12 protein-coding genes and 1 pseudogene are annotated in these 12,082 nt (G+C 59.8%); 10 read left to right on the plus strand and 3 right to left on the minus strand.

Features of this window, described 5'->3' with window-relative positions; translation table 11 throughout:
• Nucleotides 1-307 precede the first annotated feature (307 nt).
• Nucleotides 308-1,385 (minus strand): peptide chain release factor 2 gene (prfB, locus tag VF629_RS23900; RefSeq protein ID WP_331061031.1). Its coding sequence is split into 2 segments (ribosomal slippage): nucleotides 308-1,324 and nucleotides 1,326-1,385, totalling 1,077 coding nucleotides; the frame shifts between segments, so codons are not numbered across the junction.
• A 225-nt stretch (nucleotides 1,386-1,610) separates the two neighbouring features.
• Here prfB and VF629_RS23905 point away from each other — a divergent pair.
• The 3 genes from VF629_RS23905 to VF629_RS23915 are packed head-to-tail and all read left to right on the plus strand — an operon-like array spanning nucleotide 1,611 to nucleotide 4,068.
• Nucleotides 1,611-1,997 carry a CZB domain-containing protein gene (locus VF629_RS23905; protein WP_331061032.1) on the plus strand — a complete coding sequence of 129 codons (387 nt, stop codon included), beginning with the start codon at nucleotides 1,611-1,613 and terminating at the stop codon, nucleotides 1,995-1,997.
• Nucleotides 1,998-2,009: 12 nt separating this feature from the next.
• Nucleotides 2,010-3,569 carry a sensor histidine kinase gene (locus VF629_RS23910; protein ID WP_331061033.1) on the plus strand — a complete coding sequence of 520 codons (1,560 nt, stop codon included), beginning with the start codon at nucleotides 2,010-2,012 and terminating at the stop codon, nucleotides 3,567-3,569.
• A gap of 55 nt (nucleotides 3,570-3,624) precedes the next feature.
• Entirely contained in the window at nucleotides 3,625-4,068 is a 444-nt protein-coding gene (locus VF629_RS23915) for a response regulator (protein WP_331061034.1), read from the plus strand.
• A 19-nt stretch (nucleotides 4,069-4,087) separates the two neighbouring features.
• On the opposite strand, the gene VF629_RS23920 is transcribed toward VF629_RS23915, so the two are convergent.
• Together VF629_RS23920 and VF629_RS23925 are read right to left on the minus strand one after the other, a co-directional pair.
• Nucleotides 4,088-4,663: a ribonuclease HII gene (locus VF629_RS23920; RefSeq protein ID WP_331061035.1), complete on the minus strand. Its 576-nt coding sequence runs from the start codon at nucleotides 4,661-4,663 to the stop codon at nucleotides 4,088-4,090.
• A gap of 89 nt (nucleotides 4,664-4,752) precedes the next feature.
• A complete protein-coding gene (locus tag VF629_RS23925) occupies nucleotides 4,753-5,004 on the minus strand; it encodes a hypothetical protein (RefSeq protein WP_331061036.1) in 252 nt (83 codons plus the stop codon).
• A 453-nt stretch (nucleotides 5,005-5,457) separates the two neighbouring features.
• Between VF629_RS23925 and VF629_RS23930 the strand changes: the two genes are divergently transcribed.
• The 7 genes and pseudogenes from VF629_RS23930 to VF629_RS23960 form a co-directional block, all read left to right on the plus strand.
• Nucleotides 5,458-6,036: an NUDIX hydrolase gene (locus VF629_RS23930; protein WP_331061037.1), complete on the plus strand. Its 579-nt coding sequence runs from the start codon at nucleotides 5,458-5,460 to the stop codon at nucleotides 6,034-6,036.
• 152 nt (nucleotides 6,037-6,188) lie between these two features.
• The gene (locus VF629_RS23935) at nucleotides 6,189-7,013 is read left to right on the plus strand and encodes a lysophospholipid acyltransferase family protein (RefSeq protein ID WP_331061038.1); all 825 of its coding nucleotides are present in this window, start codon (nucleotides 6,189-6,191) and stop codon (nucleotides 7,011-7,013) included.
• 26 nt (nucleotides 7,014-7,039) lie between these two features.
• Nucleotides 7,040-7,327: an Asp-tRNA(Asn)/Glu-tRNA(Gln) amidotransferase subunit GatC gene (gene gatC / locus VF629_RS23940; protein ID WP_331061039.1), complete on the plus strand. Its 288-nt coding sequence runs from the start codon at nucleotides 7,040-7,042 to the stop codon at nucleotides 7,325-7,327.
• On the plus strand, nucleotides 7,328-10,105 hold the full coding sequence (locus VF629_RS23945; protein WP_331061040.1) for a hypothetical protein: 2,778 nt from the start codon (nucleotides 7,328-7,330) through the stop codon (nucleotides 10,103-10,105).
• Nucleotides 10,106-10,118: 13 nt separating this feature from the next.
• Entirely contained in the window at nucleotides 10,119-10,838 is a 720-nt protein-coding gene (locus tag VF629_RS23950) for an ABC transporter ATP-binding protein (protein WP_331061041.1), read from the plus strand.
• Between the two features lie 2 nt (nucleotides 10,839-10,840).
• Nucleotides 10,841-11,389 carry a cob(I)yrinic acid a,c-diamide adenosyltransferase gene (locus tag VF629_RS23955; protein WP_331061042.1) on the plus strand — a complete coding sequence of 183 codons (549 nt, stop codon included), beginning with the start codon at nucleotides 10,841-10,843 and terminating at the stop codon, nucleotides 11,387-11,389.
• 166 nt (nucleotides 11,390-11,555) lie between these two features.
• A pseudogene (locus VF629_RS23960) lies at nucleotides 11,556-12,082 on the plus strand (branched chain amino acid aminotransferase); the annotation flags it as partial.

Consider the following 12,082-nt stretch of genomic DNA (forward strand, 5'->3'; position numbering starts at 1 on the left):
GAGCGGCTTTCGCTGGCTAGGCGCAACGCTTCGGCGCGGAAGGCGGCGTCATAACGCCGACGGTTGGCGGGTTGGGGGCTGTCTTTCATGACGTTCGAAAGATAAGACCCTATTCTGTCCAGGATTACCCGACCACCTCAAACCGCTCCCAAAATCTTCTAGGATGTGAACTAATACAACCTAGCCGCAATAAAAAAGCCCTTCCACTGGAAGGGCTTTTTTATTGCGTGATACTAGCAAGTAGATGCTGAGTTTATGGGTCTGTTCCAGCATGGTCTTAAGTGCACATAACACTTATTTTCGGTCTTCAGCTCTGCATCAAGAACCCCTTAATAAACTCATCCAAATCCCCGTCCAGCACGTTTTGCACATCCGTCCTCTCGATACCCGTCCGTAGGTCTTTGATAAGCTTATAAGGGTGGAGAACATAGTTGCGAATCTGCGAGCCGAAGTCAATGCGCTTTTTGGTGGCTTCTACCTTGTCGCGTTCGGCGTGGCGCTTGTCCATCTCAATCTGGTAAAGGCGGGACTTGAGCATGCGCAGGGCGTGCTCTTTGTTCATGAGTTGGCTGCGCTCAATCTGGACGGCGATAATGATGCCGGAGGGAGCGTGGGTGAGACGCACGGCGGTTTCTACCTTGTTCACGTTCTGCCCGCCGGCGCCACCGGCCCGGAAAGTGTCCCAGGAGATGTCGGCGGGGTTGATTTCGATGTTGATGGTGTCGTCAATCACTGGGTAGGCGAACACGGAGGCGAATGACGTGTGGCGCCGTCCGCTGCTGTCGAAGGGAGACATGCGGACGAGCCGGTGCACGCCAATCTCACTTTTCAGATAGCCGTAGGCGAAGTCTCCGTCTATCTCTAGAGAAGCAGACTTGATGCCAGCTCCTTCGCCGGGTTGGTAACTAACTTGCTTCACGCCAAACCCGTGGCTTTCGGCCCACATGATGTACATGCGCATGAGCATTTCGGCCCAGTCCTGGCTTTCGGTGCCGCCGGCGCCGGGGTTGATGTCGATGATGGCGGAAAGCTGGTCTTCCTCGTCAGAAAGCATCCGTTTGAACTCCAACTGCTCCACTTTTTTGAGCGTGGCGTCATAGTCGGCCTGCATTTCCGCCTCAGAAACTTCCCCTTCCTTGTGAAAATCGAATAAAACCTCCGTATCGGCTAGCGCTTGCTGAACGGCCTCGTAGTCATCGGTCCAGGTTTTGATGCCTTTTACCTCGCGCAGCGTGGCTTCGGCGGCTTTCGAGTCATCCCAAAATCCGGGGGCGGTCGTTTTGGCCTCGGCCGTAGCTATTTGTTCTTTGCGGGCATCGTAGTCAAAGATACCTCCTCAGGGCCTCGGCGCGGCCCTTCAAGTCCTTAATCTGGTCTTGGGTCATGGTGGAAAGAAAGAGCCGATGGGTGTGCGGCAATACGCGGCACTACTCCCGATGGGTCATTGAAAGCCCAAAAGTACCGATATTCTGACGCAGACAGTCTTTGAGCTTCTATTACGTCCGGCAAGAAGTACTCGAGTTCAGCTTACCAGTGGTTTATTCGGTAGCTTCATCGTACAGCTAGCCTGCGGTGCCAGAAACAATTGCGACCACTCATTTAGCTACTTTATGACCCCCGAAGAGGCCAAGCACGATTTGGAGTCAGCGCACATCAAACACGTGCACTTCAAGAGCAAGTTGCGTTCGTTTTTGTACGGTAATGGCGGGTCGGAGGGTCCAGACCGGGACCCGGCACGGTGCAGCCTGGGAATATGGATTGCCGACCGCATGCGCCGGCCAGGCGTATACGCCGGTCTGCCGGAAGCAGCCGAATTCGACCGGAAGCACGTGCTCATTCATCAGGAAGCCAACCGGTTGATGGACATGAGCCGGGCTGGGCAAACAGAAGAGGCTATTGCTGGGTTTGCGCGCGTGCAGGCTATTGCCGACGATATGCTGGCCCTGCTTCGAACCATTGAAGCCAAGGCGCGTACCGGAACCTTGCCGAGACCTTAGGCTGCACGCTCAATGAGAATTACTCTTACCACCAAGTTGTTTGCAGGATTTGTGCTCCTGCTGGCACTGTTTGCGGGCGTGGTGCTCTTCTACTACCAGTTGGCCGGGGAGGTGTTGCACAACTCGCAAAAGGTAGAGGCCTCGCAACACATTTCTAACCGCGCGTCCAATTTGCTGCGCAACGTTATCGACATGGAAACGGGCTTTCGGGGGTATCTGCTCATTGGCAACGAGCAAACTCTGGCTCCCTATTACGACGGCGAGCGGCAGTTAATTGGCAGGTTTACTGAACTAAGGGACCTGGTAAAGGATGCGCCTTCGCAGGTGGAACTGATTGACCAAACCCAGCGGCTTTTCCAGCAGTGGTCGAGCTATAGCCACTTGATGGTGGCTGAAAAACGGGAACTGCGCCGCCGCAACAGCCGGCAATCCGGGTTGGAAGGCATGGCCCACCGCCGTCTGACGGAAGGCCTGACCGGAAAGCAAATCATGGACAACATCCGGCAGCGGCTGGCCGCATTTGAAAAAAGAGAGGCCCAGGCGCGCGAGGAGTTGCGCAATCAATTGGACACCAGCATTGTGCGGGCCGAATGGCTTTCGGCAGGGTTGGCCATTGCCGCACTGGTGTTGGGGCTGTTGTGGGCCATCTACATCGTGCGGGTGTTTTCGCGCCGCTTGCGCAGCATGCTGGACCTGGCCCGGCGAATGGCCGACGGCGACTACAACAGCCAGATTGTGGACACCGAACAAGACGAAGTGAGCGAGCTCACCAGCGCCTTGAACATGATGGCGCGCACCGTGGGCGCCAACATCAGCCAGCTGGAGAGCCGCAACCAGGAACTGGACCAGTTCGCCTACGTGGTGTCGCACGACCTGAAAGCGCCGCTGCGGGGCATTGAAAGCGCTTCGCGCTGGATAGAAGAGGACATGGGCAAGGAAGAGCTGCCGGCGCACATCCGGGAGTTTCTGGGCCTGATGCGTCAACGGGTGCACCGCATGGAAAAGCTCATCACCGGCATCCTGGATTTGGCGCGGGTGGGCCGGGTGGCTCAGGACAACGAGACGGTTTTTGTGCGCAAGCTGCTGCGCGAGATAGTCGATACCCTGAACCCACCGCCGGGCTTTACCGTCGAGCTGCCGTTTTTCCTGCCCACGCTCACCACCAATGCCGTGCAGCTGCAGCAGGTGTTCACCAACCTCATCAGCAATGCGCTGAAGTACCACCACCAGCCGGAATCGGGTACCGTGACCATTGGGTGCGACGACGCGGGCGAATTCTACTTGTTTTCCGTGGCCGATGATGGGCCGGGCATTGACCCCGAATACCACGACCGTATTTTCGTTATTTTCCAGACCCTCACCGAGCGCGACACGCTGGAAAGCACGGGCGTGGGCCTAGCCATCGTGAAAAAAATCGTCGAGCGGCAGGGTGGTCGAATCGGGGTGAAATCGGCGGAAGGAAAGGGCGCTAAGTTCATTTTTACGTGGCCCAAGCAGCCGCCTAAAGCCAAAAAAACGGCCGGGGTTCCGGCCACAGCTTCCCGTTCCCACGTATCAACTCCTGTCACCTAACCATACGGTGCTGCTTTTTGCGGGCATATTCCCGCCGTTGCCTATTGCTTAGCCTATGTCCGCCGATTATCCCACGCCCAGCATTTTGCTCGTGGAAGACGACCAGATGGACGTCATGAACGTGCAGCGCGAACTGCGCCGCCAAAACATAGACGTGCCCCTAGTGCACGCCAAGAACGGACGCGATGCCCTCAAGATGCTCCGGGGAGAGGGCAGCGAGCCCAAGATTAACAAGCCCAATGTGGTAATGCTCGACATCAACATGCCACGCATGAATGGGCTCGAATTGCTCGAAATCCTGCGGTCCGACCCGGAGTTTGTGGGCTTGAACGTTTTCATCATGACAACCTCCGACCTGGAGTCGGAGCGGCTCAAGGCCCAGCAGCTTGCCGTTAGCGGCTACATCATCAAGCCTCTGAGCTTTGACAAGTTCGGCGAAGGCGGCACCAGCGTCGATGGCTTCAGCCTCTTCCTCGATTTGCTGAAACTAAAGTCGTAAGCGTCTTCAATGGCTAGGTTTATAGCAGCCGAAACCCCATGCGGTGGTGCGGGCTGGGCCCGTGCGTCCGGATGGCGGCGCGGTGGCTAGCGGTAGGGTAGCCCGCGTTTTGCTCCCACCCGTACTCCGGAAAAGCGCTGGCCAGTTCTTGCATGTGTTCGTCTCGGAAGGTTTTGGCTAGGATGGACGCCGCGGCAATGCTGCGGTAGAGCCCATCGCCGCCAACAATGCAGGTGTGAGCAACGCCGGCCAGCGGCCGAAAACCGTTTCCGTCGACCAAAAGATGCTCTGGTGCTACGCCGAGGGCCGCCACGGCGCGGTGCATGGCCAGGTAGCTGGCCTGCGCAATGTTCAGGCTGCTTATCTCCTCCACGGTGGCTTGGCCCACGGCCCAGGCCACCGCTTCGGCGCAGATTACTGGCCGAAGGGCTTCGCGCCGCTTGGCGCTGAGCTGCTTGGAGTCGTTGAGAAAACGCGGGTTAAAGTCAAGCGGCAGGACGACGGCGGCGGCGAAAACGGGACCGGCCAGGCAGCCGCGGCCCGCTTCGTCGAGGCCCGCTTCGAGGGCGTGGCCGGTGTGGGTGGCAAGAAGCAAAACGTGAGAAAGGAGCAGGGGAGTGAAGAACCCGCAAGTAAGGCGGTATTCTTCACTCCCCTGCAGTGAAAGCCGGTGTTGGCGGCGGTTTAGTGGCTGCCGGCGGTGCTGCCCAGGTCGGCGGCCGGGTCGTTTTCGCCGCGGCGCTGGCCCTGGCTGTCACGAGGGCCTTCGTCGATTTCGTCGTCCTCGTCGCTGCTCACATACTCGTTGGTGATAGGGCCCAGGCCCTGCGTGTTTTGGGCGAGGTCGGCTTCGGCTTGCGCGTGTTTCAGATTGAACAGCGGGTCGTGTTCTTCTTGGGCGGAATTTTGCTTGGACTTGGAATTAGACTGAGCCATGAGGTAGGAACGGCCGGAATGTGGGCGGCCGGAGGTGATGGTACGGGTTGGCCCCCGGCAAGGTTAAAGCTCCTCAGCAAGCATTGGTCAATTTCAGTATAGCCATAAATCGTGCTATACAGCCGATAAGGGCACAAAAAAGGCCGCTGCCCTGGGGCAGCGGCCTTAAAGTGGCGGGTCTGGTTTAGAGGTGTCTACCCCACCTGGTCAACCAGAGCGCCGCCGCACGAGAGGTCCTTCCTTTCCACATTTCCAGCCCGTGCGGGGGTACTTATGGGGCAAATATACTACACTGCGTAAGGTAGGCGCAATTAGTTTTATTTTAATGGTTGACTTTGACCGGTCAATGGAGAAATTGACTCGGTAGATGCGGCCATACCCTCGACCGTCGGCCGCGCGGCATCGCAAACCCCGTGTACTTTTGGAGCCTTCGGTTCACCCAGCGCTTTTCCCATGTCTCAGCCTTCCGCCCCGCACGTCGACGAAACCCACAACCCCTGGCAAACCCTGAGCACAGAGGTGAAATACCAGAACCCCTGGATTTCGGTGCGGGAAGACCAAGTACTCAACCCCAGCGGTGGCCGGGGCATTTACGGCGTGGTGACTATGAAAAACAAGGCCTTGGGCATTGTGCCGGTCGATGCCGAGGGCAACACGTGGCTGGTGGGCCAGTACCGCTACGCACTGAACGAATACAGCTGGGAAATTCCCATGGGTGGTGGCCCCGTAGAACTGGACATTCTGGAGTCGGCCCAACGCGAGCTCAAGGAAGAAACCGGCATGACGGCCGCCCGCTGGACGCGCATTGCCCGCCTGCACACATCCAACTCCGTGACCGATGAAGAGGGCTTCGTGTTTCTGGCCGAAGACCTGACGCAGGGCGAAGTAGAACCAGAGGAAACCGAAGACCTGCGCCTGTGGAAGCTGCCCTTGGCGGAGGCCGTGCGCATGGTCATGGACGACCGCATCACCGACAGTGTCAGCGTGGCGGGCTTGCTCAAGGCCGAGAAAGTATTGGCGGGAAGGGGGTGATTCCTGGATGTGCTGATTCTTCGATGCGTCGATGTGCTGATGCAAACTGTAAAGGCCAGCCCTTAACCTATTTACACATTTGCACATCAAAGAATCAGCACATCGACACATTAAAAAATTAGCACATCAGCACGTCACCTAACTTTGCAGCCATGCGCCATCTGCTCCGATACATTGGCCAGCGCCTCTACACCACTTGGGCTGTGTTCTGGTTTCTGGTGCCGTTTGTGCTCATTTACCCCTTCCAGTGGTATTTCAGCCGGCGTCCCAATGGGGGAGGGGTGGTGCATGCACTAAACCGCTTCTGGTCGACGTCATCCATTTTCATGTGGGGCATGCCGGTGGAAATAGTGCGCGAAAGCGCTGCCCCCAACCCCCGACCCTGCGTGTACGTGGCCAACCACGGCTCCTACGTGGACATCATGCTCCTGTTTAAGACCATTCCGGGCTTCCTCAACATGATGGGCAAGGCCTCGCTGGCCAAAGTGCCGGTGTGGGGGCCGCTGTTTGGCAACGTCTACATCACCGTGGACCGCTCGAGCGCCGTCAGCCGGGGCCGGGCAGCCGTGGCGGCCCGGCGCGGCTTGGCCGAAGGGAAAAGCATTGCCATTTTTGCTGAAGGTCGTATTTCGCCCACGCCCGGCAAGGAGCTACTGCCTTTGCTCGACGGGGCATTTCAGCTGGCCATTGAGGCGGGAGTGCCAATCGTGCCGGTGAGCATGCCGCTGAACCACATGTTTATGCCCGACGTTGAGAAGGACTTGCGCGTGCGCTACCACCGGCTCAAAATCGTTTTTCATTCGCCCATTCCCACGGCGGGCCTCACCCTGGCCGATGTTCCGGCCCTGAAGCAGCGCGTCGCGGAGCTGCTGACCGGCGATTTCCTGCCGGAAGGCGCCGTAAAGCCTGGCCCCAGCACGTGGCGGGCCCCCGTGCCAGCGGCGCCGCAGCCCGAGCGGCAGCCCGCCAACTCATAACTCAACCCCCAACCCTCATAACGTACATGAGCACCGACCTTGGCACCCTGCGCGGCCTGGCCCATCTGGCCCGCCTCGAATTTGACGCCACCCGCGAGCAGCAAATGCTCGGCGACCTGAACAACATCCTTGATTTTGTGGCCCAGCTGGAAGGCCTCGACACCACCGGGGTAGAGCCGCTGGTGCATCTTTCGCAGGAAATAAACGTGCTGCGCGACGACGAAGCCCGCAACACCGTGAGCCACCAGGATGGCCTGCGCAACGCTCCCCGCAAAGACTCGGACTACTTCCGGGTGCCCAAAGTATTGGAATAGTTGGCGACGAAAGCACCTGCATCCCGCAGCTGGTTTCCCAGCTGGCTGGCCGTTCTGGCTGCGCTGGCCGTGGCGCTGGCGGTATTTTACTATTTTACCGGGGCCGCCAGCGCGCTGCCCATCCGCTTGGTGCCCAGCCTGGAGGCGGTGCCGCTCACGCTGGAGTCCATTGCGGCGGGGCCCCTGCAGCTGCCGGTGCAAGCCAGCGGCTTCATCGTCAGTTTGACGCATGATGTGGTTGGGCCTTTCACGCAGCCGGTGGCCGCCGCGCTGTTTCTGGTGCTGCTGGCCGTGCTGCTAACGGGCTGGATGGCGGTGGTGAGTACCCTGGAGCGCACGCCGTTTGTGGCGGGCATGGTGCCCGTCATTTTCTTGCTGCTGTCGCTCGCTACCGAGCAGCTGGGCATTTTTGCTACGGGCGAGCGGTACTTTCTCTACCTCATGCTGGGGCTGGTAGGGGGAGGCGCCTTCGGCCTACACGCCTTTGCCGAAAGAATGCCGCTGCTGTGGCGCACGGTCGTCATGGCCGTCATTGTGGCGGGATTGAGTGCGCTGTTATTTGCGCAAAGCGACCTCCCGGCTTCGGAGACGGTGTTGCACCTTGCGGCGTACGCCACGTCGGCCGGCGCCGTACTTTTTGCCCTCACGGTGCTGTGGGTGGGGGTAGAGAATATTCGCGCGCTGCTGTGGTTTAATACGCAGGCCGAGCAGCCCGGGAGTCGGTTTGGGTTGTGGCCGTTTGTAGCGGCAAGCTTGTTGTATTTGGGTGCCTTGGTGCTGTATGTTTGGAATAATGGCACGGTGCAGCTTTTGCCGGGCGTGAGCCTCGACCCGCTGGTGCTGCTGGTGCCGGCGCTGCTGGCCGGTGGGCTGGGCCTGCGCCTGCGTGCACCGAGCTATGCCGATTGGGTGCCGTATGCGCGGGGCATGGCCCAATTGTACCCGTTGCTGGTGATGGGCGCGGCTGGGGCGCTGGCCTATGCCTTGGCCACCGACAATACACCCCTGCTGGTGGCGGCTCGCAGCTTCACGGGGGTGGCGCTGTTGCTGGTGGGCGGGGCGTTCTGGCTGTATGTGCTCATCAACTTCATGCCGCTCATTCAGCGGCGGCTGCGGGTGTATCGGGTGTTGTTTGAGCCGCGCCGGTTGCCATTCTACACGGTCTATATTCTGGCTATTCTGGGCATTGTGATGATACAGTCGCGCCAGAATTTCAACCTGCTTGACCAGGTGCAGGCCGGGCAGTACAACCACCTCGCCGACCTGACCCGCCAGCAAAGTGAGGCCGACCCCGACGATTTGAGCCTGGCCGTACTGGCCGAGCGCTACTACGCCGAAAGCGGCGACGTGCTCTACCGCGCCAACCTACACGCCCAGTTTGGTCGGGCCGCGCTGTATCGTTTTCGGCAGCAGCGCCAGAACGAAATCAATGCCCTAAACCGGGCGCTTTTGCGCGGGCCCAACGAGAAAGTGTCCCTGCGCCTGGCCCGGCTCTACAACGCGCCAACTGACTTGTTTGATGGCCTAGAGATATTGCGCCGTGGCATAAAAGGTCAGCCGCAAAGTGCGCCCTTAGCCAGCGACTTGGCTCAGCTTTTCACCCAAACCGCCCTCACCGATTCGGTGGCCTTTTACCTGGACCGGGCTGAACAGCTCGCGCCGGGCAATTATGCCAGTCGTACCAACCAACTCGGTTTTCTGCTAAAGCAGGAGCTGTATCCCGCCGCGCAGAAGCTCGCCACAAGTGACGCCAACCCGGCGACAGAGCCTGCTTTAACCGCCAACCAGCTTCTGTACAACTTGCTCACAAAACCGGCTAAAGTGTCTACGCCCATCGTGCCGGTTGCCGAGCTGGATGACGCCACCTTCGCACAGGTTTACCACCACGCGCTCACAAACATCAAGACGCGAAATACGCTGAGCATCAATCGGTTGCTGCGGACTCTCGCCCAGCTGACTAATGACTCAGCCAATGCTGCTTACTACGAGCAGCTGCTGTTTTTGCAAGCTTTGGCGCGGCACGCCCTAAGCCAGGAGAAAACGGCCCGGGAACTGTTGCTGCCCTTAGCCACCGGGACCACGGCCACGGCTGCGTATTACCAGCAACTGCTGGGGTTGTGGCAGTTGCAGCAAGGGCAATACGCCACCGCTGCCGACCAGCTGGCCTTTGCCGCTGGGCACGGTGCCACCTCGGCCCCGGCCGCGCGGGTTTATGCTTTGGCCCTGAGCGGACGTGCCGATTCCGCCCGGGCCATGGCGGCTCGGCTGGCGGCGTCTCCCGATTCTGCGCAGCAACAACTGGGGCGGCAGGCACTGCAACAACTAGGGTCGGGGAGCTTTGCTGCCGCTGGAAATACGGGCGCACGGGTTGGCAACGACTGGCTGGGGCAAGCGCAACGAGCCGAGCAGGGCAACAACGTAGCGGACGCCGCTAAAAATTACCAGCGCATCGTGCGCGAAGCACCTTTTAATGAAGATGCGGTGTTGGCCGCAGGGCGTTTTTACACGCAGCGGCGCGACTATGCGGCCGCCTATGGGGCCTTGCGCGCGGGCCTCGACGAAAACCCTTCTTCGCTCCCCCTGTTGAGGGCTTACGTGCTGGCGGCGGCCGACGCAGGACTCACCGATTACGCGGCCGATGCGTTGGCGCAGCTTCGGCAGCAGTTGCCACCGGCGGCGTATGCTACTTTAGCTGCGGAATACGCTGCCCGGCGCGCGACTCGGGCGGCGGCCACGGCTACTTTTTCCGGAACATCTGCTCCTTCTTCTCTGCAATAAAGCCTGCTACGCCATGAATCCCAACGTTATCGAAACCACGGACATCGCCAAATCCTACGTCATGGGGGCGGAAGTCATTCACGCGCTGCGCTCGGTGAGCATCAAGATTCCGCGGGGCGAATACGTGGCCTTCATGGGGCCTTCGGGCTCGGGCAAGTCCACGCTGATGAACATTGTGGGCTGCCTCGACACGCCCTCGAAAGGCCAGTACATACTCAACGGCCAGGACGTGAGCCGCATGAGCGACAACCAGCTGGCCGAGGTGCGCAACAAGGAAATCGGCTTCGTTTTCCAAAGCTTCAACCTGCTGCCGCGGGCCAGCGCGCTGGACAACGTGGCGCTGCCCCTCATTTACGCCGGCCTGAGCAAGCGCGAGCGCAACGAGCGGGCCCTGGAGTCGCTGCGCTCGGTGGGCCTGGCCGACCGGGCCTCGCACCGCCCCAACGAGCTGAGCGGCGGCCAGCGCCAGCGGGTGGCCATTGCCCGCGCCCTCGTGAACAACCCCAGCGTGCTGCTGGCCGACGAACCCACCGGCGCCCTCGACTCGAAAACCAGCCACGAAATCATGGACTTGTTCGAGGCGCTGTACTCCAAGGGCAATACCATCATCATGGTAACACACGAAGAGGACATTGCCCGCTACGCCCACCGCATTGTGCGGTTGCGCGATGGCTTGGTGGAGTCGGACGAAGTAAACAAGGAAATAACGACGCACGCCGTAGCCGGGCACTAGCCATGAAAATCTACACCAAAACCGGCGATACCGGCCTTACCTCGCTCATTGGCGGCACGCGCGTGCCCAAAAGCAGCCTCCGCATCGAATGTTACGGCACTGTGGATGAACTGAACTCCCACATTGGCCTAGTGAGCGACCAGGACGTGAACGCCACCCGACGCCCGCTGCTCAAGGAAATCCAGGACCGGCTGTTCACCATTGGCTCGGCCCTGGCCGCCGACCCGGAGAAGTCGAAAATGAAACTGCCCGACCTGCACGCGGCCGACGTGACGCTGCTGGAAGAGGAAATGGACCGCCTGAATGCCGAACTGCCCGAACTACGGGCCTTCATCTTGCCCGGTGGCCACCCGGCCGTGAGCCACGCGCACGTGGCCCGCTGCGTGTGCCGCCGCGCCGAGCGCCTAGTCATTCACCTCAGCGAGGAGTCCTTCGTGGCCGACTTGGTGGTGGTGTATTTGAACCGCTTATCCGATTTCTTGTTTGTGCTGAGTCGCGCCATGGCCCACGACTTGGGCGTGGAAGAAGTGACGTGGAAGGCACGACTTTAGACCTCTCGGGGTTTGCAGGAATATCCTTCGATTTTGACCTGAATTTGCGGTAGCGTCGGCTCAACTCGTGTGCCGACAGTCCTCTTGTTTTTTTCTTTTTAGCCGTCCTGCCTCCATCCGTCGTACTCGGAAAATCCCACCCACACGTACCCTGAATCTGGAACCTATGATTGACATTCTCCCCATTCGCACGCAGCAAACCGCAGCTTCCCGGTTGGCTACCGTCGATTTCGACCAACTGGAATTTGGCAAAGCCTTTTCCGACCACATGTTTGCCGTGGATTTTCGCGATGGCGAGTGGCAAGAACCCCAAATTGTGCCCTACGGCGAAATGGTGGTGAGCCCCGCCAACTCGGCCCTGCACTACGGCCAAGCCATTTTTGAAGGCATGAAGGCCTACCACCAGCACGACGGCGGTGTGGCCCTGTTCCGGCCCTTCGACAACTGGGCCCGCCTCAACTCCTCGGCCGAGCGCATGTGCATGCCCACCATCCCCGAAGACCTGTTCATGCAGGGCCTGCGCGAACTCGTGAAGCTCGATGCGGAGTGGGTGCCCACGTCGGCGGGCTCCTCGCTCTACATCCGGCCGTTCATGTTTGCCACCGATGGCTTCATCGGCGTGCGGCCGTCGGAGACCTACCGCTTCATGATTTTTACCTGCCCCGTGGGCTTGTATTTCAATAAGCCCCTGCG

This window comes from Hymenobacter sp. (genome assembly GCF_036388155.1).
In the GTDB taxonomy this organism is placed as follows: Bacteria; Bacteroidota; Bacteroidia; order Cytophagales; family Hymenobacteraceae; genus Hymenobacter.